The following is a 21651-nucleotide window of genomic DNA, read 5'->3' as shown; positions in this document are numbered from 1 at the left end:
ATCAAAACAGGATCTGCAGACGGAGTAAAAATGGGTCAGGAAAAGCTGTATATAGAAAAAGAGTTGAGTTGGTTGTCGTTTAACGAACGCGTGCTTCAGGAAGCGGCGGATAAGACCAATCCCCTCATTGAGCGTATGCGTTTTCTGGGTATCTATTCCAATAACCTTGAAGAGTTCTATAAGGTTCGCTTTGCCGACCTGAAACGCCGCATTTTGATTGGCGAAGAGCAAGGTTCTCCCTCTACCCCGCGCCATTTGTTAAAAAAAATCCAGGCCCGCGTTCTGAAAGCGGATCAGGAATTTGACAGCCTTTATAACGATCTGTTGCTGGAGATGGCGCGCAACCAGATCTTCCTGATCAATGAACGTCAGCTCTCGCCCAATCAGCAAAGCTGGTTGCGCCACTACTTTAAGCATCATCTGCGTCAGCACATTACGCCTATTCTGGTGAACCACGACACGGATCTGATTGAATTCCTTAAGGATGATTACACCTACCTGGCGGTAGAAATTATCCGCGGCGAGGAGATCAGCTATGCCCTGCTGGAAATTCCCTCCGACAAGGTGCCCCGCTTTGTGAATCTGCCGCCGGAGACGCCTCGCCGCCGCAAGCCAATGATTCTGCTGGATAACATTCTGCGCTACTGTCTCGGCGATATTTTCCGTGGCTTCTTTGATTACGATGCGCTCAATGCCTATTCGATGAAGATGACGCGCGATGCGGAATATGACCTGGTCACCGAGATGGAATCCAGCCTGCTGGAATTAATGTCCTCCAGCCTTAAGCAGCGTTTAACCGCTGAGCCGGTGCGTTTCGTTTATCAGCGCGATATGCCGGACACGATGGTGGAGATGCTGAGCAAAAAGCTGAACATCACCAACTACGACTCTATCGTGCCGGGTGGCCGTTATCATAACTTTAAAGATTTCATCACTTTCCCAAATGTTGGCAAAGCAAACCTGGTGAACAAGCCGCTGCCTCAGCTGCGGCACATCTGGTTTGACCGTTTCCGGAACGGCTTCGACGCCATCCGTAACCGCGATGTGCTGCTTTACTATCCCTACCACACTTTCGAGCATGTGCTGGAGCTGCTGCGCCAGGCTTCCTTCGACCCTGCCGTGCTGGCTATCAAAATCAATATTTACCGGGTAGCCAAGAACTCGCGCATTATTGATGCGATGATCCACGCGGCTTACAACGGCAAGAAGGTTACCGTGGTGGTGGAGCTTCAGGCTCGCTTTGATGAAGAAGCCAATATTCACTGGGCGAAGCGGCTGACGGAAGCAGGTGTGCATGTGATTTTCTCTGCCCCTGGTCTGAAAATTCACGCCAAGCTGTTTTTGATCTCCCGCCGTGAAAACGGGGAGATAGCCCGCTATGCGCATATCGGCACCGGCAATTTCAACGAAAAAACGGCCCGTATCTATACCGATTATTCGCTGTTAACCGCTGATGCGCGGATCACCAACGAAGTGCGCCGGGTGTTTAACTTTATTGAAAACCCCTATCGTCCGGTGACGTTTGAACATCTGATGGTTTCGCCGCAGAACTCCAGGCAGATGCTCTATCAGCTGATTGACAACGAAATTGCCAATGCCCAGCAAGGGACGCCAGCGGGCATCACGCTCAAGGTGAATAACCTGGTAGATAAAGGTCTGGTAGACCGGCTTTACACCGCTTCCAGCGTCGGCGTGAAGGTGAACCTGCTGATCCGCGGCATGTGCTCGCTGATCCCAAATCTGGAAGGTATTAGCGAAAACATACGCGTGATCAGTATTGTGGATCGCTATCTGGAGCATGATCGCGTCTACATTTTTGATAACGGCGGGGATAAAAAAGTCTATCTCTCCTCCGCTGACTGGATGACCCGCAATATCGATTACCGTATTGAGGTCGCCGTCGCCATTCTTGACCCTATTCTGAAACAGCGTGTGCTGGATATTATTGGCATACTGTTGAGTGATACGCTTAAGGCGCGCTTTGTAGATAAAGAGCTGAGTAACCGCTATGTTCCCCGCGGCAATCGCCGTAAGGTACGCGCCCAGCTTGCTATCTACGATTACATTAAAACTCTGGAACAACCTGACTAACTCACTATGCCAATATCCCAGAAAAATACGCCTAAACCGCAGGAATTTGCCGCCATCGACCTGGGCTCAAACAGTTTTCACATGGTGATTGCCCGCGTGGTAGATGGCGCCATGCAGGTGCTCGGCAGGTTGAAGCAGCGCGTCCAACTAGCCGATGGGCTGGATCACAACAATGTGCTGAGTGAAGCCGCTATCCAGCGCGGGTTGACCTGCCTTGCTCTGTTTGCAGAACGCCTCCAGGGCTTCAGCCCTGCTAACGTGACGATTGTGGGTACGCATACCCTGCGTGAAGCGGTCAATGCTGAAGACTTTTTGCGGCGGGCAGCGGATGTCATTCCCTATCCGATTGAAGTAATCTCCGGCAATGAAGAGGCCCGTCTGATTTTTATGGGCGTTGAGCACACGCAGCCGGAGAAAGGCCGCAAGCTGGTTATCGATATCGGTGGCGGCTCTACTGAGATGGTGATAGGCGAAGATTTCGAGCCAAAGCTGGTTGAGAGCCGCCGTATGGGCTGCGTCAGTTTTGCCAACCTCTATTTCCCCGGCGGCGTGATCAGCAAAGAGAACTTCCGCCGCGCCCGCCTTGCCGCCGCACAGAAGCTTGAAACCATGGCCTGGCAGTACCGCCTGACGGGCTGGCAGTACGCCCTTGGCGCTTCTGGCAGCATCAAAGCAGCTTGCGAAGTGCTGCTGGCGATGGGTGAAAAAGAGAAAGTCATCACCCCCGAGCGGCTGGAGATGCTCTATGACGAGGTGATCAAACATAAATCGTTTGAGGCGCTGAGTCTGCCAGGCCTTTCTGAAGAGCGTAAAGCGGTCTTTGTTCCCGGCCTTGCCATTCTTTGTGGCGTTTTTGATGCACTGGCTATCCGCGAGCTGCGGCTTTCTGACGGTGCGCTGCGTGAAGGCGTGCTGTATGAGATGGAAGGCCGTTTTCGCCATCAGGATATCCGCAGCAGAACGGCGCAGAGTCTGGCAAACCATTACGCTATTGACAGCGATCAGGCAAAGCGGGTGCTGGAAACCACCGAGAAGCTCTATCTACAGTGGCGCGATCAGAATTCCAAGCTGGCCAATCCGCAGCTTTCTGCTCTGCTTAAATGGGCGGCGATGCTGCATGAGGTGGGTCTGACCATCAATCACAGCGGGATGCAGCGTCACTCCTCCTATATTCTGCAAAACACCAATATGCCGGGCTTCAATCAGGATCAGCAAACCTTGCTGGCGACGCTGGTTCGCTTCCACCGCAAAGCGGTGAAAGTGGATGAGATGCCGCGGCTGACGCTGTTCAAGAAAAAACAGTTTCTGCCGCTGGTGTTTTTACTACGTCTGGGCGCTCTGCTTAACAATCAGCGCCAGGCTACCTCCACTCCAGACTTGCTGAAGCTGGAAACCAATGACGGCCACTGGACGTTAACATTCCCGGCAGACTACTTCAGCCAGAACAACCTGGTGCAGCTCGATCTGGAGCGCGAACAGAGTTACTGGAAAGATGTCACGGGCTGGCAGCTGATGATCCAGGAGGAGACAGCATCATGATCCTTCGTCCCGATAACTACTACACCGAGAAATATCAGCTCTCCCCTACCCATTCCGAGGTGCTGGAAGCGGTGGATCGTATCCCTCCTGGCCGCGCTTTAGATGTGGGATGTGGCAACGGCAGGAATGCCCTCTGGCTTAACCTGAAGGGTTTTGAGGTGACCGGCTGGGATAACAATCCGGCCAGCCTGGCACGTCTGAACCAGATTATTGCCGAGGAGAACCTTCGGGGAATTGTCACCGCGCAGAAAGATCTCAATACCTGGCGCTTCAACGGTGCCTGGGATTTTGTCTTCTCTACCGTGGTAATGATGTTTCTACAGCCTGAGACGATCCCTCAGCTGATTGCAGATATGCAGGCCAGCACGGTTAAGGGTGGCTATAACCTGATTGTGGCCGCGATGGATACTGAAGATTATCCCTGCGACCAGGGCTTCCCGTTTGCGTTTAAGTCAGGCGAGCTTAGCGATTATTACCGTAAGTGGCACATCGTTAAATATAACGAGCATGTTGGCCAGCTTCACCGCACCGATGAGCATGGCAACCGCATTCCCCTGCGGTTTGCCACGCTGCTGGCGCAAAAAGAGATGATCAAAGCGTAAAGCGGCACGGGCGAAATCAAATCGCCCGTGTTACCCCAATCAATTCCCTTAAAGGCCGCTCCCCGCCGATACTCTCTCCCTGCAAATAGTCCACACCCAGCCGACGCAGCTCTTCCTCCACTTCCTGTGAACTGACTCCCCCGGCTATTACCTGCATTTTCCTGGATTTGGCTAACCCGCAGAGGGCCTGGATCACCTGATAATCCAGGCTGCTTTGCAGCATGTTCCCTACAAAACGGGCATCAATCTTCAGCAAATCGCCCTCCAGCGCCGGTAAGCTGGCATAACTGGCAAATTTGCCGCCAAATTCTGTAATCGCCACCGCACAGCCCAACAGGCGAAGCTGCGCAATGGCGCTGCATCCCCAACTGGTGTGGCTGAGCAAAGGAGAGTCCGGCACCTGAACAATCAGTTGCCAGGGTTCCAGCCGGTATGCCTCCAGATAGTGCGCAATCTCTTTTACCAGCCGGGGCCGACAGAGAGTGGAGATAAAAAGCGGAATAGCGAACCGGCTGCCCGGCAGCGCCCGACGATACCGATCAATAAAAGCCAGCGACTGCTCGATCATCCAGCGGTCCACATCCCAGGTTAACCCAAATTCTTCCAGCTGAGCTGGCAATATTGGCTGCCCCGCCCGATCGCGCATCCGCATGGTGATAGCGTAGAAATCATCGCCTCTGATCCCTTTGACGCGCTGTACCCACAGCGGATAGCCCTGCTGGCTTAACGTGGCTTTGATCTCATTCAGCAAAGCCACTTTTTCCGCGACGCGGCGCTGTACCGGCAGGCTGTTATTTTGCAGCAAATTCTCAGCCATACCGGTTTTCAGCGACTGTTCCGCCATAGCGCTCATCTCACCCAGCAGTTCATAGAGGTGCGTGACCGGACGCCGCACGCTACAGTAACTGAATCCAATTTCAGGATGAATGGGCAGCCCCTCCCATTGCAGGTGGTACGCCTTTATGCTGGTGGTGATCGTTTCGATACGAGCCTGGTGGCCGCTGTAATTCAGCCTGATAACCAGGTCGAAGCCCGGCAGCTGGTAGACCTCCTCCCCTGGCTGCAACGCCGACCCCAGGTGCGCAGCCAGGCCACGTTTGTAGTTAATCCGCAGACGAAGCCCATAGATCCGGCTCAGCCGATCCAGATCGGGCACGCTGAGAAAACAGAGGATATTCAGAGGGCTTTCTGCCAGGTCTGCACTTAACGCACGCAAATTGGGAAGGTTAAAGACCGGATCTCGCAGCGCCGTCTGTTTTGCCCGAGCCAGCATCTGCCGCTGACGGGTGCTGATGGATGCCATTAGCAGAATAGTAAGGCTGAAAACCAGCAGGTTAGCGGACATCACGGCGAGGTGGTACGGCTCGGTGCCGTAAGAAAGGAAGCGATCCCGGAGCTGATAAAGCAGTACCAGTAATACCGCCCAGCTTAGCGAGGTAAAAAGATAGCCAAAACGCATGGCTGACCAGAGCATTAATGGCAAAATTAACGGCAGACCGTAATCGCTGGCCAGTAAATTTTGCTGATTTTTGTGAGCCACAAAAAGCATGACCAGCAGGAAAGCAACCAGCGCTGACCAGCAGAGCACCTCTTCTCTGCTCACCGTGGGAGCAGCCTGCTTACGAATTCGCAGGAAAATCACTTTAGCCAGCCTGGGCTTACGCAGGCAGCGAATAGCAAAATAATAGACCTGAATCATCGTCAGGCAGGAAAGCAATAAAGACTGAAAGTTTAATAAAATATGCAGCGAAAACAGTTCAGGACTGAAAACGGTTCCGTTACGGGAGACAAAACCTGAATAAGCCACCGCCTGCATACCGAGGATAAACAATAACGGCGTCAGAAAAGCCAGCCACAGCAGGCGCACCTTCATCAGGCTGGTCCCGCCATAATCCGCATTCCATCGCCGTCCGGCATGCAGCTTATAACCTTTCCACCCCAGCGCCAGCGAGCCTGCTGTTGCCAAAACGATCAGCGCGGCAGGCACCAGGCTGTAACGCTGAAAATAGTAAAGAGAGAGTCCCAGAATTAATCCCGGCATCGCTCGCCAGTCGAACACCAGCAGAAAAGCAATATGCATTGCCAGCGGAAGGTAGATCAGATAGACATAGCCGCTTTCAATGCCCAGACGGACAGAAAGTTGGGTGGAGAGCGGCATCAGGAGCAGAGGTAAAATTAACGGTAATCCTGACGAACTCTGGTTAAAGCGGGCGATCCAACTGCTGATTCTCATTAGGCTCAATAGTTCTGTTATGTTGCTGATGATTTAAACAGAGCGTTCCTGATGCAAAAGGGGGTCAGTGGGTCATAGTAGGATCGCTGGAGGGAAGGATTTTGATCTGCGTCAAACCAGACCTTTTTTACTCCGCCTGTTATGCCGCCGTTTACCTTTCCTTCAAAATCGCGCAGGTAAAATTTTGTTGGAAATTTCATCATGGCAAGGGCGCATTACGTTGACCTGATACGGTAGCTGTGTCTAAATTATGCCATCGCCTTCGGGCCTAACTGGAAACGCCGCGTGAACAGCGCCATATCATTTAGAAAACGTCAGAAAACCAGCCGTATGACCCGTATTGTCCTGCTGGTGAGTTTTATCATTTTAACCGGCCGGTTAATTTACGTCGTCCCGGCCGCTTTTGAGCATCATCAGCAGAAAAAACAGGAAGTTGCACAACCCATTGCGGTGACGAAATAAGTCGCTCTTCCTGCGCCCTTCCTGATGGAGTTGCCTGAAAAAAAGCGACTTCTCTCACTCTTTTGCCTGATTTAGGCAATACTTAGCTTTTCGCTCCTCTTTTGCCAGACTCAAGGGAATTTTTATGTCTGTAGCTTTATCCCACAGTGAGCAGCTTGCTGAAATCCGCAGCCGTATTTTAACTCTGCTGCTTAACGATAACGATCTGGTCGATACGCTTCTCGAACGTCCCCTTAAGGAAACAGCTGCTGAAGCTGAAGTGCATCGGGAAGAAGCGGAAGAGATCAGAGGCTATATTCCTCTGCTGCACGCCGCTGACCTTGCTGACCTGTTGGAAGCGCTGCCGGAAGATGAACGTCAGGCCTTGTGGCGTCTGATTGACACCGAGCGCCGCGGGATGGTGCTGGTGGAAGCCTCCGAAAGCGTGTGGGAAAGCCTGATTGAAGAGATGAGCGACCGCGATTTACTGCGCGCTATCGAACCGCTGGATATAGATGAGCAGGTCTATCTGGCAAAATATCTCTCGCGCGATTTAACCGGGCGGTTGCTGACCTCTCTGGATCCGGCACAGCGCTCCCGCGTGCTGGAGGTAATGGATTTTGACCGCGACCGCGTGGGTAGGATCACCGATTTTAAACTGATCACCATGCCAGCCGACGTGACGCTCGCCACGGTTCAGCGCTATCTGCGGCGCAAAAAGTCTATTCCTGAAGGCACAGATAAACTGTTTATTACGGATGAAAACAACACTCTGCTTGGTGAACTTTCGCTGACCGATATTTTACTGAACAAGCCCAAGCGAATGGTTTTTGAGGTGATGAACGACAAACCCACCACCTTCCGTATTGACGATAAAGCAGAGGATGCGGCGGGTGCGTTTGAACGTTATAACCTGATTTCCGCTGCCGTTATTGATGCCAAAGGCAAATTAATGGGCCGCGTCACCGTTGAAGACGTGATCGATCTGGTTAACGAATCCAATGACAGCCATATCCGTAAAATGGGCGGCGTTAATCCTGATGAGGATGTGTTCGCACCGGTCAGAAAAGCCGTGCGTACCCGCTGGACGTGGCTGGCGGTCAACCTCTGTACCGCCTTTGTGGCCTCCAGGGTTATTGGCCTCTTTGAAGGCACCATCTCGCAGATTGTCGCGCTGGCCGCGCTGATGCCCATTGTTGCCGGTATCGGCGGCAATACGGGAAATCAGACCATTACCATGATTGTGCGTGCATTAGCCCTGCATCAGGTGGAGCCTGGCAACTTCTCTTTCCTGATTGGCCGCGAGCTTGGCGTAGCGTTGATTAACGGCATCTGCTGGGGCGGCATCATGGGCGGCGTCACCTGGGCTATGTATGGCAATCCCGCACTCGGCGGCGTAATGATGCTGGCGATGGTGCTGAACCTGCTGCTGGCGGCGTTAATGGGCGTGCTGATCCCTCTGTGCATGACTAAACTTAAACGCGATCCGGCGGTAGGCTCCAGCGTACTGATCACGGCCCTTACCGATACCGGCGGCTTCTTTATTTTCCTGGGTCTGGCTACCCTGTTTTTGCTGCATTAGAGCTGAAAAGATAACAACAGGGCGATCGTTTCGCCCTTTTTTATGTCACAAAGAAAATTCAAAACCTTGAAGTGATATCAATTAGTGATATCATCATGTATTAAAAAAGAGGTAAGAGCAATCAGGGAAGATAAACATGTATGCGCTCAACAACCAGCACCGGAAGACCCTGGAAATCATTTTCACTGACCCTGTTTCCAGCAGTCTGGAATGGCGCAAAATAGAAGCTTTATTTGTCGCTATCGGCGCAAAAATCACTGAGGGAAAAGGCTCACGGGTCAGAGTAGAAATAAAGGGAGTCATTGCCTCTTTCCATCGTCCCCACCCTGAAAAAGAAGCAAAAGCCTATCAGGTACGCGATGGCAGGAAATTCCTTGAAATGATTGGAGTAACCCCATGGGTACTATGAATTACGAAGGATATTCAGCCAAAATTGAGTACAGCGATGAAGATCGCTGTCTGATCGGACATGTGGCTGGCATCCGTGATGTGATTGGCTTTCATGCTGATAACGTCACTGATTTACGTTTAGCATTTGAAGCAGCAGTAGACGATTATCTGACTTACTGCAGGGAAAACGGGCTTAAGGCTCAGCGCCCTGCCAGTGGAAAAATCAGTTTACGTATCCCACCCGAAACACACGCGGCCATTAATTCGGCAGCGGAAGTCGCAGGAAAAAGCGTTAACCAGTGGATTAGCGATACGCTTAGTAAAGCGGCTCACATGTGAAAACTACTCTGTTGTATATCAGCGTTTCTGGCCCAGAATGTTGAAATTAAAAAGCCCGCAATTAAGCGGGCTTTCGGCTATCTGAAGCTGACAGAAATAAAATAAGCTGTGCGCTAAATTATCCCATTCGATTACCAATAGCCTGAAAAATTCAAAAAGTTAAATGGCGATCGCCAGGTAATGCCACACAAAATAGCATTCTGAGAAGCTGGCATCTCTCCTGAGGCCTCTTGAACAGTATCCCGACAGGCTTGTCGGGGCAGTTCAGTATCGAAGGATGCGACAGAGACTTGGGAGAAGCTGGCCACTGTCAGGATGCGTGCCACGCGCCCTCGGGCAGCGCAGCACTGCTGGCGGCAGCGGTGAAATCGTCAGAGCCAGCGGCGAACCCCGGCCTTGTAACGGCGGTAGTCATCGCCGAACTTCGCTTCGAGATAGCGCTCCTCGCGGGCGATCACCTGCGTCTGAATCACGATGAGCACCAACGGGAGCAAGGCAAAGGCGATCGGCCCGTCAAAGCCGATCGCAAGGCCGGCATAGATAAGCGCCATGCCGAGATACATGGGGTTGCGCGTCCACCGATAGGGACCGGTCGTTGCGATAAAGGTCGTTGACCGCGACGGCGGAATGCTGGTGCCCAGCAGCCGGAACAGCCCCGCCGCCGCAAGCATCATCGCCATGCCGGCAACGGACAGCAGCGCGCCCGTTGCGGCCAGCAATCGCCAGTCGATGCCGAAAGAGCGCAGGGTAAGGAAACGCTCCGCCGCCAGCCCCAACAGCAGCGTTCCCAGATAGACGAAGGGCGGAGGAAAGCGTACACCCGCGCTGTCAGATTCAATGGCCACGTTCATCCTCCAATCTGCGCTCTTAAGCCAGCATCGACTGCTGAGCGGAGATGCCAGCCGTTGCACCCTGCCATGATGCTATGGTGACCGAGGGCATTCCAGGGTTGGTGAGATCGCCGGCGGCGTAGATACCGGGAATACTGGTTTCGCGGCGCTCGTCGACTTTGAGGACGATGCCAGTTGGCGTATTGACCGTGGCGAGACCCAGTGATTCATGCAGGCTTGCGGACGGTCTGGTGCGCGGATGCGCGAACAGAATGTCGACCGCGACATCGCGGGCGCTATCAAGTTTTACTGTGGCATTACGACTTCCATGACGGACGATTTCGGTAATCCGGCCATCAACGACAGGTATGTTGCGGCGCACCATATCGGCCCGGGTATCAGGTGCAATGTCGTGACCATCGGCGAAGAGCGTCAATCTGTCGGTCCAGTCGTGGAACAGCCTGATCTGATTCATCGACTGCGGGCCGGACCAGACGAGACCCCAATGCTGGTCAGCGACTTCAAAACCGTCGCAATAAGGGCACGGCACGATGGAAGTACCCCAGCTTTCGGCAAAGCCCGGGACATCTGGCATCTGGTCGACGACTCCATAGCTCAGGATCAGGCGACGCCCTTCAAGGCTTTCGCCATCGCCAGTGAGGACGGAGAAATGGCCAATGATGCCAGAGATGCTGTCGGCCCTGGCACTCACAAGCCTAATCGTGGGATAACGCGTCAGCTGTTGCCGCGCCTCGACCAGGATGTCCAGCGGTGGCTTGTGATCATGGCCGAGCAGGCCATGCGAGTGACCGGCAAAGCGATTGCGCGGCAGCCCGGTATCAAGAACGGTGACATTGCGACGAGCACGGCCGAGCTGCAAGGCGGCGGCGAGACCGGCAAAGCTGCCGCCGATGATGATGACGTCATTCATGGTAACGAGCTCCGCGTTGTGGATGAAAGGAGATTGGCTTGCACCTTTAGGATACTTTGAAGTACCATAATTCAATAATTATGATACTGTCAAGTACTGGAATTTATATGACCGACAACAGTCAGGGCCGGCGTGGCCGCCCTACCAACGAAGCACTTGGCCAAACGATAGTCGACGCCGCGTGCGAACTTTTTTTGGAATTAGGTTTTCAGGCGACGACGATGGACAAGGTCGCCCAGCGGGCGAAGATATCCAAGCTAAGCATCTATCGGCACTTCGAGAATAAGGAGGCGCTGTTCAGCGCGGCCATTGCGGCCCGCTGCCATCAGTTTGCACCACAGGCCCTGTTTGAAGGCTTCGAGGGTTCGGCTGAAGAACAGCTTATGTCGGTAGGATCATCCCTGCTTCGCACGCTGTTAAGCCCGGAGGTCCGTAGTGTCGAAGCCATGATCATGGCCGACAAGACGAATCAAAAATCTCTAAGCAAGCGCCAATATGAAGCTGGCCCTGCCCATGTCATTGCTCAAATCGAGGCCCTGTTGCGTCAATTACATGCAAAGGCGGTACTGAACGTGCCCGACCCACGCCAGTCCGCCCGCTTATTTGCCGCACTTATCAAGGGATCCGACCTGCTGATTGTCGCGCGCTTCGATGAGGCGAGAGCAGAGGACGCCAACGAAATCGAATCCTATTGCCGGTCGGCCGTTGCCATGTTTATTGCCGCGCACGGTGGCGAAGACCACAGGGGCGTATAAATGATTGATTAATCAGGGCAGTTTGAAATGGGCCGAGGGGTGATCAGTGGTCAGGCCTGAGCCTTCTGACAGCTGGGGACAGTGCCCCTTTTCAGCTGCCGACAGGGGACTTCACACATTGGTACGAAACAGGCGGGGGCTAACAATCAGGCGAAAAACACCTTATGCGCTTGCTGGTAATAGTGGCGAGGCCGACGGAGATGAGTTATCCCTGCCAACACCCTTACAGAGGCCGGCAGGTAGTCACTGCTGATATCTACGCTGCGAGAGTTCCCGATACCATGCCGGCATCCCTTATCCAGACATGGTATCGATACAGCTCTCTCTCACAGATGTGAGAGGCGCGCCATTACTTACGCAGCAAAGATAACCATCTTATTTTTTAAGTAAGAAATCAAATGGTTAGTAAAGCAGCTTATTCCCACTCAATCGTCGCTGGCGGCTTACCGGAAATATCGTAAACCACGCGGGAGATGCCGTCGATTTCGTTGATAATGCGGTTAGAGACGCGGCCCAGGAACTCATAAGGCAGATGCGCCCAGTGAGCGGTCATAAAGTCGATGGTCTCGACTGCGCGCAGAGAGACAACCCAGTCATATTTACGGCCATCCCCCATCACTCCCACGGAGCGAACCGGCAGGAACACGGTGAATGCCTGGCTTACCTTGTTGTACAGGTCAGCTTTATGCAGCTCTTCGATGAAGATTGCATCGGCACGACGCAGCAGGTCGCAATACTCTTTCTTGACTTCGCCCAGTACGCGCACGCCCAGACCTGGCCCAGGGAACGGATGGCGGTAAAGCATGTTGTAAGGCAGACCTAACTCCAGGCCAATCTTACGCACTTCATCTTTAAACAGCTCTTTCAGCGGCTCAACCAGACCCAGCTTCATCTCTTTTGGCAGGCCGCCCACGTTGTGGTGCGACTTGATCACGTGAGCTTTACCGGTGGCCGAAGCCGCAGACTCAATGACATCCGGATAGATAGTGCCCTGAGCCAGCCACTTCACATCCTGTAGCGTGGTAGCCTGCTCGTCGAACACTTCCACAAACACGCGACCAATGGTTTTACGCTTGGCTTCTGGCTCATCAATACCGGCCAGCGCATCGAGGAAACGCGCTTCGGCTGGCACATGAATAATGTTCAGACCGAAATGGTCGCCAAACATATCCATTACCTGCTCAGCTTCGTGCAGACGCAACAGGCCATTGTCCACAAAGACGCAGGTCAGACGGTCGCCTATGGCGCGGTGCAGCAGCATTGCCGTTACGGAGGAGTCTACGCCGCCTGACAGCCCCAGAATGACTTTGTCGTTACCGCACTGTTCGCGCAGGCGCTCAACGGTGTCTTCGATAATTTTCGCTGGTGTCCAGAGCGCTTCACACTCGCAGATGTCGCGTACAAAACGCTCCAGCAGACGCAGGCCCTGACGGGTGTGGGTCACTTCCGGGTGGAACTGTACGCCGTAGAGACGTTTTTCTTCGTTGGCGATAATCGCAAACGGACAGGTCTCGGTGCTGGCAACGGTCACAAAATCAGCCGGGATAGCGGAAACTTTGTCGCCGTGGCTCATCCAGACGTCCAGCAGCGGCTTGCCTTCAGCGCTCAGAGAGTCTTCAATGTCACGGGTCAGCGCGCTCTGTACGGCAACTTCAACCTGCGCATAGCCAAACTCACGCTCGTGAGAGCCTTTCACTTCACCACCCAATTGCAGCGCCATGGTCTGCATGCCGTAGCAGACGCCCAGCACCGGTACGCCAGCATTAAAGACATACTCTGGCGCGCGCGGACTGGCGTGTTCAGTGGTGCTTTCCGGGCCACCGGACAGGATGATGCCGTTCGGGTTAAACCCGCGGATCTGCTCTTCGGTGACATCCCACGCCCACAATTCACAGTAGACGCCCAGTTCACGCACCCGGCGTGCTACCAGCTGCGTATACTGCGAACCGAAATCAAGGATCAGAATGCGATGTTTATGAATATTTTCCGTCGTCATTGGGCTATTCCAGGGCGATATAACAAATTCAGGGATTAGGATTAAAGCGCCCGGCTTAAGCCGGGCGTGAAGTCAGGGTCTTATGAACCCATACGGTAGTTCGGAGACTCTTTGGTGATGGTCACATCGTGAACGTGACTTTCCGAAATACCGGCGCCGCTGATGCGGACAAATTCCGCTTTGGTGCGCAGGTCGTCGATAGTAGCACAGCCGGTCAGACCCATACAGGAGCGCAGGCCGCCCATCTGCTGGTGAACGATCTCTTTCAGCAGGCCTTTGTAAGCCACGCGGCCTTCAATCCCTTCCGGCACCAGTTTGTCTGCTGCGTTATCGGTCTGGAAGTAGCGGTCTGAAGAGCCTTTGGACATCGCGCCCAGAGAACCCATGCCGCGGTAGGATTTGAAAGAGCGACCCTGGTAGAGTTCGATTTCACCAGGAGATTCATCGGTACCAGCCAGCATAGAACCCACCATCACTGCGGAAGCGCCAGCCGCAATAGCTTTCGCGATATCGCCAGAGAAACGAATACCGCCATCAGCGATAACCGGGATACCGGTGCCTTCCAGCGCTTCTACTGCGTCAGAGACTGCGGTGATCTGTGGAACACCAACGCCAGTTACGATACGGGTAGTACAGATTGAGCCAGGGCCGATACCCACTTTCACTGCGCTCACGCCAGCTTCAACCAGTGCCAGAGCACCCGCGCCGGTCGCGACGTTGCCGCCTACGATTTGCAGATCAGGATATTTAGCGCGGGTTTCGCGGATGCGTTGCAGAACGCCTTCGGAGTGGCCATGGGAAGAGTCGATCAGCAGCACGTCAACACCGGCAGCGACCAGCGCGTCAATACGCTCTTCGTTACCGGCGCCAGCGCCAACCGCAGCACCTACGCGCAGACGGCCATGCTCATCTTTACAGGCGTTGGGTTTACGCTCCGCTTTCTGGAAATCTTTCACGGTGATCATGCCAAGCAGATGGAAACTGTCATCCACTACCAGCGCTTTTTCCACACGCTTTTCGTGCATTTTATGCAGCACGACTTCACGGGCTTCGCCTTCGCGAACGGTCACCAGACGCTCTTTCGGCGTCATCACAGCAGAAACCGGCAGGCTCAGATCGGTCACGAAGCGGACGTCACGGCCAGTAATGATCCCCACCAGCTCATTATCGCCGTTCACCACCGGGTAACCGGCAAAGCCGTTACGTTCGGTAAGCAGCTTAACGTCGCTCAGGGCAGTTGTTGGCAGTACGGTTTGCGGATCGGTAACCACGCCGCTTTCATGTTTCTTCACCTTGCGAACTTCTTCCGCCTGGCGATCGATCGGCATGTTTTTATGGATAAAGCCCAGTCCACCTTCCTGCGCCAGTGCGATAGCCAGACCAGCTTCGGTCACGGTATCCATTGCAGCGGAAAGCATAGGGATGTTCAGGCGGATGGTTTTGGTAAGCTGGGTGCTGAGGTCAGCCGTGTTGGGTAAGACAGTCGAATGAGCGGGAACGAGCAGAACGTCGTCAAAAGTCAGGGCTTCTTTAGCGATTCTTAGCATGGCAATATCTCAACCTCAGGGTGAATGAGAACTTGTAAAATATTGCCGCGGCATTATACAGGGCGTAATCGATTGCCTCCAGCATTATTTACGAAAAGTTCTTGATCCCGCTGACAAGGCCTGTAGTATCGGTTAATTAACCCTCTGATTTAAAGTTTGATCTTCATCACATGTCGCTACCGCCATCTGCCAATATATTTACCGTCAGCCGTCTCAATACCACGGTGAGAACGCTGCTGGAAAAGGAAATGGGCCAGGTCTGGCTGAGTGCTGAAATCTCCAACTTCTCTCAGCCCTCTTCCGGCCACTGGTACTTCACCCTGAAAGACGATGGGGCGCAGGTTCGCTGTGCAATGTTTCGCAACAGCAACCGGCGGGTTACCTTTCGGCCGCAAAATGGCCAGCAGATTCTGGTCAGAGCGACCATCACCCTGTACGAGCCGCGTGGTGATTATCAGCTGATTGCGGAAAGCATGCAGCCAGCCGGTGAAGGTCTGTTACAGCAGCAGTTCGAGCAGCTGAAGCAAAAGCTGCTCAGCGAGGGTCTTTTTGAACAGCATCATAAACAGCCGTTGCCGGACCCGGCGCGTCAGGTTGGGGTCATCACCTCCGCCACCGGCGCGGCGTTGCATGATGTGCTGCGCGTGCTGCACCGCCGCGATCCTTCTCTGCCAATAGTCATCTACCCTACCCCTGTACAGGGCGTTGACGCGCCAGCCAGCATTGTGCGGGCCATTGAGCTGGCTAATACGCGTGCAGAGTGTGATGTGCTGATTGTGGGCCGTGGCGGCGGTTCGCTGGAAGATCTCTGGAGCTTTAACGATGAGCGCGTGGCGCGAGCTATCTTTGCCAGCCGCATTCCAATAGTCAGCGCCGTTGGTCATGAAACTGACGTGACAATTGCTGACTTCGTTGCTGACCTTCGCGCGCCCACCCCTTCCGCGGCGGCAGAGCTGGTCAGCCGCAATCAGATTGAGCTGCTGCGGCAGCTACAGTCCCAGCAAACCCGGCTGGAAATGGCGATGGATTACTACCTCGCTCAGAAGAACCGTATCTATACCCGTTTGCAGCATCGTCTTCAGCAGCAGCATCCTCAGTTACGCCTGGCACGCCAGCAGACCTCACTGATGCGTCTGCAACGCCGTCTGGACGACGCAATGCAGTTAAGAGTGCGGCAGGCTATCCGTTTGCAGGAACGCGCTGAGCAGCGTCTGAGCGCGTTTCAGCCGCAGGGGCGTATTCACCGTGGTCAGCAGCAGCTTCAGCACTGGCAGTACCGCCTGCAACAGGCGATGCAGCTTAAGCTGAACGGCGGCAAACAGCGCTTCTCAACGCTCACCGCCCAGCTTGAAGGCGTCAGTCCGCTGGCAACGCTGGCGCGCGGTTTCAGCGTCACCACTGCCGCAGATGGTCAGGTGGTGAAAAAAAGCCGGCAGCTAACGCCAGGGGATACGCTTAAAACCCGGCTGGACGATGGCTGGGTAGAGAGCGAGGTTACCGCCATCACCCCGCTTAAGCCTGTACGCAAAAGCAAAAAAGCGTCTGAATGAAATGACTGTCGCCTGCAAACCAGGCGACAGGGTTTACCCGTTTTCCGGCAAAGCAGATGTCACCTGGTAATGACCCGCGCCAGGCTAATCAGTAGCCCCCTCCCCCCTCTTTGCCGCAAAATTCGCCAGTGATGTCTATACTTTTCTGACACTCATCGTCGACCAGGGAGCACGGTATGCACTATGGCGTTATTCCCCCTTATATCCTGCGTAAAATCATTGATAACGGTTCCGGCTTGCAGCAAAGCTGCGCGCGCAACACGCTGGCGCATGTCCAGACGCTGATGGCGGAAACCTGGATCAAGCCTGAAGGTGCCAGCACAGCAACGCCTGGCCAGGTCCAGCGGGAAATTTATGATTCTGAACAAACCCAGAACCTGCCCGGCAAACTGGTGCGTACAGAGGGCCAGCCGGGGGGTAACGATGTCGCCAGCAATGAAGCTTACGACTATCTGGGCGTCACCTACGATTTTTTCTGGCAGGCTTACCAACGTAATTCGCTGGATAACCAGGGGCTGACGCTGAAAGGCACCGTTCACTACGGCAAGGATTATCAGAACGCCTTCTGGAATGGACAGCAGATGGTATTTGGCGACGGTGACGGCGAAATATTTAACCGTTTTACTATAGCGCTGGATGTAGTGGGCCATGAACTGGCGCATGGGGTGACCGAAACAGAAGCGGGCCTGATCTATTTTGAACAGGCGGGGGCACTCAATGAGTCACTGTCTGACGTTTTCGGCTCGCTGGTTAAGCAGTTTCATCTCAGCCAAACGGCTGACAAGGCGGACTGGCTTATTGGCGAGGGGCTGCTGGCTGAAGGCATCAACGGCAAAGGGCTGCGCTCAATGTCTGCACCCGGCACGGCCTATGACGATCCGCTTTTGGGCAAAGATCCTCAACCTGCCGATATGCAGGGCTATATTCAGACCCGCGACGACAACGGCGGCGTGCATCTGAATTCCGGCATTCCTAATCGCGCTTTCTGTCTGGCAGCTAAAGCGCTGGGCGGCTATGCCTGGGAGCAGGCGGGTTATGCCTGGTATGACACTGTTTGCGACAAGACGCTGCCGCAAAATGCCGATTTTAAAACCTTTGCCGATTTTACCGTTCGCCACGGCGAGAAACGGTTTAACAAGTCGGTAGGTCAGGCGATTGAAAATGCCTGGAAACAGGTTGGCGTACTGACATGAACAGCCTGCCGGAACTGAGTGATGATGCCGTGATTGACGTGGCGCGTGAAGGGGGATTCGCTTATATCCCCAGGCTTGCCGGCCCCAGACGCATTGCGCTGGGACAGCTCAGCCCGCCGCAGCGTGAGCACGTCTGCAACGTGTTGCGTCAGGTTATGCCGCTGGGCGAACCGCCGGGAGAGCAGAGCCAGGCGGGACGGGGCGATCAACGCTACTTTCGCATTGAGGTCAGCTATGCAACACCGCATCAGGTGGGAAATATTGTGCTGCTGATCCCGGAAGATCAGGCGCCTCCGGCGCTGATTGAACTATGGCAGGATGGACAATAAGTGGTCATAAAAAAGCCTCTTCGTTATGAAGAGGCTTTTTTTTCAGCGTTTGCTTTTACGCGCTTACTTGTCCAGTGCGTAGGCGATCACATAATCACCGCGATCTGGCGACTGACGCGCGCCGCCAGCAGAGATCAGGATGTACTGCTTACCTGTTTTCGGCGACTTGTAGCTGACGGGTCCGCCCTGGCTGCCGACCGGCAGACGGGCTTTCCATACCTCTTTACCGGTTGCGGTATCGAAAGCACGCAGATAGTAGTCCTGCGTACCCGCGATAAACACCAGCCCACCCTGCGTTGCCAGTGAACCACCCAGTGATGGCATGCCAACTGGCATCTGCGCGTGCATCTTAATACCAAACGGACCGGTATCCTGCACGGTGCCCAGCGGAACCTGCCACACCAGCTTCTGCGTTTTCAGGTTAATTGCTGAAAGCGTGCCAAATGGCGGTTTCTGGCAGGGAATGCCCAGCGGGGACATAAAGCGGTTCTTGTTCACAGCATAAGGCGTGCCTTTCAACGGCACAGCGCCCATACCGGTGTTGATTGCTTCACCACCATTGCTGCCACGATCGATAGCATCCGTGTTAGCCGGGATCATCTGTACCCAGAGGCCCAGACGCATGTCGTTCACAAAGATCAGATCGTTGTTAGGGTCAGTAGAGAGGCTGCCCCAGTTCATTCCACCCAGTGAACCAGGGAAGCTCAGCGACTTATCTGTGCCCGGCACGGTGTAGAGTCCGTCATAGCGCATTGATTTGAACGCGATGCGACACACCAGCTGATCAAACGGCGTGGCGCCCCACATGTCAGACTCTTTCAGCGTTTCCGCACCAATCTGCGGCATGCCCACGGATTTAGGCTGAGTAGCAGGATACTCTTCACCGGGGATAGTCCCTTTTTTAACCGGAACTTCTTTGACTTCCGTCAGCGGCTTGCCGGTCATACGATCCAGTACATAGATCTGACCCGCTTTGGTGCCAAAGACCACGGCAGGTTTGGTGCCGCCATCTTTTTGTGGGAAATCGATCAGGCTTGGCTGCATGGGGATATCAAAGTCCCACAGATCGTTATGAACGGTCTGATAAACCCATTTCTCTTTACCTGTTGTGGCATCAAGCGCCAGGATAGAAGCACCATATTTGTGATCAAGCGGTGTCCGGTTAGCTCCCCACAGGTCTACTGATGAGCTACCCATTGGCATGAATACCGTGTTCATCGCCGGGTCATAGGACATAGGCGCCCAGGAGTTCGGCGTACTGCGGGTGTAATGCTCACCTGCTTTCAACTTGTAGTTGGGGTCTTCATTACCGGCATCGAATGCCCAGCGCACTTCGCCGGTGATGACATCAAAACCACGCAGCACGCCGCCCGGCATATCAGTCTGAACGTTATCTGCAACACGGCCCCCTACCACAACGGTAGTTCCCGCTAAGGTTGGCGCAGAGGTCAGCTGATATTTAGGATCCTGAGCATCGCCCAGACCCGCTTTCAGATCGACCACGCCTTTGTTGCCAAAGCTCTGGCACAGTTCGCCATTGTCTGCGTTAACGGCTATCAGACGCGCATCAATAGTATTCATCAACAGGCGACGCTGACAGGTATCACCGGCGGGCAGTGACACTGCGGTCACTGGCGTTGAATCAGGTGCGGTAGGCTGCGTCAGCGGTTTAGTTGCGTCGAAATAAGCCAGTCCCCGGCAGCGGTTCCACACTTCCGCCTGGGCATTTATTTCACGCTTCCAGATTTCTTTACCGGTATCGGCATTGACCGCTATGACATTGTTATGCGGTGTACAGAGGTAAAGCACATCTCCGATTTGCAACGGCGTCTGCTGATCTTCAGCCCCATTGCCGGTAGGGCTGTCCGGGATATCGCCAGTATGGAAAGTCCAGGCTACTTTCAGATCTTTCACGTTGTCGCGGGTAATTTGATCCAGGGCGACAAAGCGGCTGCCGCCAGGAGTATTACCGTAGTTGTCCCAGTTTTTCTGCTCAGAGGCTTTATCAACCGGCTTCAGCGGCAGCTCCTCGCCGTTTGCCACTACCGGATGCGGCTGGAACATGCCCACCAGGGTAGCGACCATGCCCACAGCTAATGCGGCAGAGAGTGCCCAGGCAGGTTTAGCCGCAGAGGGCTTGCCTTCGCGCTTACGCAGCGCAGGCAGCGTGATCAGTGCCAGCAGCAGCAGGCCGGCAAGCGTCATCAGACGCGATACCAGCGGCCAGAAATCCACGCCAACCTCCTGCACCGCCCAGATCGCCGAGCCAATAAACACCAGGGCAAAAATCAGGACGGCTGAGGATTTACGGCGGAAGAACTGAATAGCGGAAAGCACGGTAAAGAGACCGGCAATAACGAAATACCAGCTACCGCCCAGTGAAACCAGTTTTCCACCAGCAATCACAAAGAAAAGGCCGGTTGCCAGTAAGATTAACCCCAGCACGACGCACCAGAGGCTCAACCCTTTCGAGGGTCGGGCATTCATTTGAGACATGGTAAAAATACTCCTGACTGAATAGGGCTTCAGCACAATCTTCACTCTGGTTCTCTATCGCTTTTGCCAGGGTTGGCCGGAAACGGAGGGAGAGGAAAATTATCTTTAGACACTAAATTCATTAACAATTCGCTACGGGCTAGCCCCGTCTACTGTCCGCCAAAGCCACGGCTGCCGCGCCATACGGCGGTTTAACAGCTCTGGTTAACCAAAAAATTGTACCACGTGGTTCATAATTAAATAAACAGAAAGTTAACAACACTTATTTTTTCGCCCTGTTTGCAAAAAACGTTCAGCGCTATAAAAACGATAAGAAATTATTACTTAAGAAAATTATTTATTTTTATTAATAGAGGAAAAGCAATAACGGCTAAGAGTGCAGGGTTTTATTTACAGTAAAAGAGCGGACTTTCCAGTAGAAATAAGACAATTAAACAGGAGGTAACTTAATAAGAATAGTGCCGGGCAGCTAAAAAGAAAGAGACGATGGAAGATTAATTGCAGGCGAGAAAATATCAGCACTCATAACGTTTCAGATAAGGGCACAAATTCTATTCGTTTTTTTGAAATCAGGCCATGACCCGCAGGACAAAAATAGTCCACGGCTCCGCAGGCTTTGAGGATCTGAACCGGCTGCCTGCAATCGGGACATATGGCCTGCTTCGCAAAATCGTGATTGCACTCTGCACAATGGAAATGCGTGGCCATCGACGTCAGGGGCTGGTGACACAAGGGACAGGGTTGGCTCATTTTATTCTCCAGGGTTGAAATCCTGAAACAAAGGGGGCCTTCAGGCCCCCTTACGGA

Annotated in this window: 18 protein-coding genes; 11 read left to right on the top strand and 7 right to left on the bottom strand. The window is 53.8% G+C overall.

Annotation, left to right across the window (positions count from 1 at the left end; translation table 11 throughout):
- The first annotated feature begins 30 nt into the window (after positions 1-30).
- Genes ppk1 through tehB form a run of 3 tightly spaced genes read left to right on the top strand, consistent with a single transcriptional unit; the run spans position 31 to position 4232 of the window.
- Positions 31-2091 carry a polyphosphate kinase 1 gene (gene ppk1 / locus AAH450_RS00630; protein WP_342908455.1) on the top strand — a complete coding sequence of 687 codons (2061 nt, stop codon included), beginning with the start codon at positions 31-33 and terminating at the stop codon, positions 2089-2091.
- 6 nt (positions 2092-2097) lie between these two features.
- Positions 2098-3630, top strand: a complete 1533-nt coding sequence (gene ppx / locus AAH450_RS00625; protein WP_342908454.1) for an exopolyphosphatase — start codon at positions 2098-2100, stop codon at positions 3628-3630.
- The gene (tehB, locus tag AAH450_RS00620) at positions 3627-4232 is read left to right on the top strand and encodes a tellurite resistance methyltransferase TehB (protein ID WP_342908453.1); all 606 of its coding nucleotides are present in this window, start codon (positions 3627-3629) and stop codon (positions 4230-4232) included. The genes ppx and tehB overlap by 4 nt, the downstream gene beginning before the upstream one ends.
- Before the next feature lie 16 nt (positions 4233-4248).
- Here tehB and AAH450_RS00615 read toward each other — a convergent pair whose 3' ends face one another.
- Positions 4249-6465 carry a sensor domain-containing phosphodiesterase gene (locus AAH450_RS00615; RefSeq protein WP_342908452.1) on the bottom strand — a complete coding sequence of 739 codons (2217 nt, stop codon included), beginning with the start codon at positions 6463-6465 and terminating at the stop codon, positions 4249-4251.
- A 285-nt stretch (positions 6466-6750) separates the two neighbouring features.
- Between AAH450_RS00615 and AAH450_RS00610 the strand changes: the two genes are divergently transcribed.
- The 4 genes from AAH450_RS00610 to AAH450_RS00595 all read left to right on the top strand — a co-directional run bounded on the left by AAH450_RS00610 (position 6751) and on the right by AAH450_RS00595 (position 9217).
- Complete coding sequence (locus tag AAH450_RS00610; RefSeq protein ID WP_342908451.1) at positions 6751-6927, top strand: YfgG family protein; 177 nt, start codon at positions 6751-6753, stop codon at positions 6925-6927.
- A 124-nt stretch (positions 6928-7051) separates the two neighbouring features.
- On the top strand, positions 7052-8488 hold the full coding sequence (mgtE, locus tag AAH450_RS00605) for a magnesium transporter (protein WP_342908450.1): 1437 nt from the start codon (positions 7052-7054) through the stop codon (positions 8486-8488).
- Positions 8489-8624: 136 nt separating this feature from the next.
- Positions 8625-8897 (top strand): type II toxin-antitoxin system HicA family toxin, encoded by a 273-nt coding sequence (locus AAH450_RS00600; RefSeq protein ID WP_342908449.1) that lies wholly within the window; start codon positions 8625-8627, stop codon positions 8895-8897.
- The gene (locus AAH450_RS00595) at positions 8885-9217 is read left to right on the top strand and encodes a type II toxin-antitoxin system HicB family antitoxin (RefSeq protein ID WP_342908448.1); all 333 of its coding nucleotides are present in this window, start codon (positions 8885-8887) and stop codon (positions 9215-9217) included. Before AAH450_RS00600 ends, AAH450_RS00595 begins: the two co-directional genes overlap by 13 nt.
- A gap of 371 nt (positions 9218-9588) precedes the next feature.
- On the opposite strand, the gene AAH450_RS00590 is transcribed toward AAH450_RS00595, so the two are convergent.
- Together AAH450_RS00590 and AAH450_RS00585 are read right to left on the bottom strand one after the other, a co-directional pair.
- Positions 9589-10062, bottom strand: a complete 474-nt coding sequence (locus AAH450_RS00590) for a methyltransferase family protein (RefSeq protein WP_342908447.1) — start codon at positions 10060-10062, stop codon at positions 9589-9591.
- Positions 10063-10084: 22 nt separating this feature from the next.
- The gene (locus AAH450_RS00585; protein ID WP_342908446.1) at positions 10085-10978 is read right to left on the bottom strand and encodes an NAD(P)/FAD-dependent oxidoreductase; all 894 of its coding nucleotides are present in this window, start codon (positions 10976-10978) and stop codon (positions 10085-10087) included.
- Between the two features lie 107 nt (positions 10979-11085).
- Here AAH450_RS00585 and AAH450_RS00580 point away from each other — a divergent pair, with 107 nt between their 5' ends.
- On the top strand, positions 11086-11733 hold the full coding sequence (locus AAH450_RS00580; protein ID WP_342908445.1) for a TetR/AcrR family transcriptional regulator: 648 nt from the start codon (positions 11086-11088) through the stop codon (positions 11731-11733).
- Between the two features lie 415 nt (positions 11734-12148).
- On the opposite strand, the gene guaA is transcribed toward AAH450_RS00580, so the two are convergent.
- Both guaA and guaB read right to left on the bottom strand, forming a co-directional pair.
- Positions 12149-13729, bottom strand: a complete 1581-nt coding sequence (guaA, locus tag AAH450_RS00575; RefSeq protein WP_342908444.1) for a glutamine-hydrolyzing GMP synthase — start codon at positions 13727-13729, stop codon at positions 12149-12151.
- Between the two features lie 80 nt (positions 13730-13809).
- Positions 13810-15276, bottom strand: coding sequence for an IMP dehydrogenase (gene guaB / locus AAH450_RS00570; RefSeq protein WP_342908443.1), 1467 nt, complete (start codon positions 15274-15276; stop codon positions 13810-13812).
- A 170-nt stretch (positions 15277-15446) separates the two neighbouring features.
- Between guaB and xseA the strand changes: the two genes are divergently transcribed.
- From xseA to AAH450_RS00555, 3 genes are all read left to right on the top strand, one after another.
- Entirely contained in the window at positions 15447-16826 is a 1380-nt protein-coding gene (gene xseA / locus AAH450_RS00565; protein ID WP_342908442.1) for an exodeoxyribonuclease VII large subunit, read from the top strand.
- A 176-nt stretch (positions 16827-17002) separates the two neighbouring features.
- Positions 17003-18019, top strand: a complete 1017-nt coding sequence (locus tag AAH450_RS00560; protein WP_342908441.1) for a M4 family metallopeptidase — start codon at positions 17003-17005, stop codon at positions 18017-18019.
- Complete coding sequence (locus AAH450_RS00555) at positions 18016-18348, top strand: protealysin inhibitor emfourin (protein ID WP_342908440.1); 333 nt, start codon at positions 18016-18018, stop codon at positions 18346-18348. The genes AAH450_RS00560 and AAH450_RS00555 overlap by 4 nt, the downstream gene beginning before the upstream one ends.
- A 63-nt stretch (positions 18349-18411) precedes the next feature.
- Here AAH450_RS00555 and AAH450_RS00550 read toward each other — a convergent pair whose 3' ends face one another.
- On the bottom strand, positions 18412-20844 hold the full coding sequence (locus tag AAH450_RS00550) for a glucose/quinate/shikimate family membrane-bound PQQ-dependent dehydrogenase (protein ID WP_342908439.1): 2433 nt from the start codon (positions 20842-20844) through the stop codon (positions 18412-18414).
- 522 nt (positions 20845-21366) lie between these two features.
- Positions 21367-21594, bottom strand: coding sequence for a zinc ribbon domain-containing protein (locus AAH450_RS00545; protein ID WP_318791054.1), 228 nt, complete (start codon positions 21592-21594; stop codon positions 21367-21369).
- Between the last annotated feature and the right edge of the window lie 57 nt (positions 21595-21651).

Origin of the sequence: Erwinia magellanica, from assembly GCF_039023495.1 — a bacterium.
Classification (GTDB): Bacteria; Pseudomonadota; Gammaproteobacteria; order Enterobacterales; family Enterobacteriaceae; genus Erwinia.
The sequence above is the reverse complement of the archived record's forward strand: the minus strand, read 5'-3'. Positions and strand labels throughout refer to the sequence as shown.

Excerpts from the sequence above, each read along its gene's own strand:
- ppk1 (WP_342908455.1), top strand. The coding sequence starts at position 31 with ATGGGTCAGGAAAAGCTGTATATAGAAAAAGAGTTGAGTTGGTTGTCG.
- ppx (WP_342908454.1), top strand. The coding sequence starts at position 2,098 with ATGCCAATATCCCAGAAAAATACGCCTAAACCGCAGGAATTTGCCGCC.
- tehB (WP_342908453.1), top strand. The coding sequence starts at position 3,627 with ATGATCCTTCGTCCCGATAACTACTACACCGAGAAATATCAGCTCTCC.
- AAH450_RS00615 (WP_342908452.1), bottom strand. The coding sequence starts at position 6,465 with ATGAGAATCAGCAGTTGGATCGCCCGCTTTAACCAGAGTTCGTCAGGA.
- mgtE (WP_342908450.1), top strand. The coding sequence starts at position 7,052 with ATGTCTGTAGCTTTATCCCACAGTGAGCAGCTTGCTGAAATCCGCAGC.
- AAH450_RS00600 (WP_342908449.1), top strand. The coding sequence starts at position 8,625 with ATGTATGCGCTCAACAACCAGCACCGGAAGACCCTGGAAATCATTTTC.
- AAH450_RS00595 (WP_342908448.1), top strand. The coding sequence starts at position 8,885 with ATGGGTACTATGAATTACGAAGGATATTCAGCCAAAATTGAGTACAGC.
- AAH450_RS00585 (WP_342908446.1), bottom strand. The coding sequence starts at position 10,978 with ATGAATGACGTCATCATCATCGGCGGCAGCTTTGCCGGTCTCGCCGCC.
- AAH450_RS00580 (WP_342908445.1), top strand. The coding sequence starts at position 11,086 with ATGACCGACAACAGTCAGGGCCGGCGTGGCCGCCCTACCAACGAAGCA.
- guaA (WP_342908444.1), bottom strand. The coding sequence starts at position 13,729 with ATGACGACGGAAAATATTCATAAACATCGCATTCTGATCCTTGATTTC.
- guaB (WP_342908443.1), bottom strand. The coding sequence starts at position 15,276 with ATGCTAAGAATCGCTAAAGAAGCCCTGACTTTTGACGACGTTCTGCTC.
- xseA (WP_342908442.1), top strand. The coding sequence starts at position 15,447 with ATGTCGCTACCGCCATCTGCCAATATATTTACCGTCAGCCGTCTCAAT.
- AAH450_RS00560 (WP_342908441.1), top strand. The coding sequence starts at position 17,003 with ATGCACTATGGCGTTATTCCCCCTTATATCCTGCGTAAAATCATTGAT.
- AAH450_RS00555 (WP_342908440.1), top strand. The coding sequence starts at position 18,016 with ATGAACAGCCTGCCGGAACTGAGTGATGATGCCGTGATTGACGTGGCG.
- AAH450_RS00550 (WP_342908439.1), bottom strand. The coding sequence starts at position 20,844 with ATGTCTCAAATGAATGCCCGACCCTCGAAAGGGTTGAGCCTCTGGTGC.
- AAH450_RS00545 (WP_318791054.1), bottom strand. The coding sequence starts at position 21,594 with ATGAGCCAACCCTGTCCCTTGTGTCACCAGCCCCTGACGTCGATGGCC.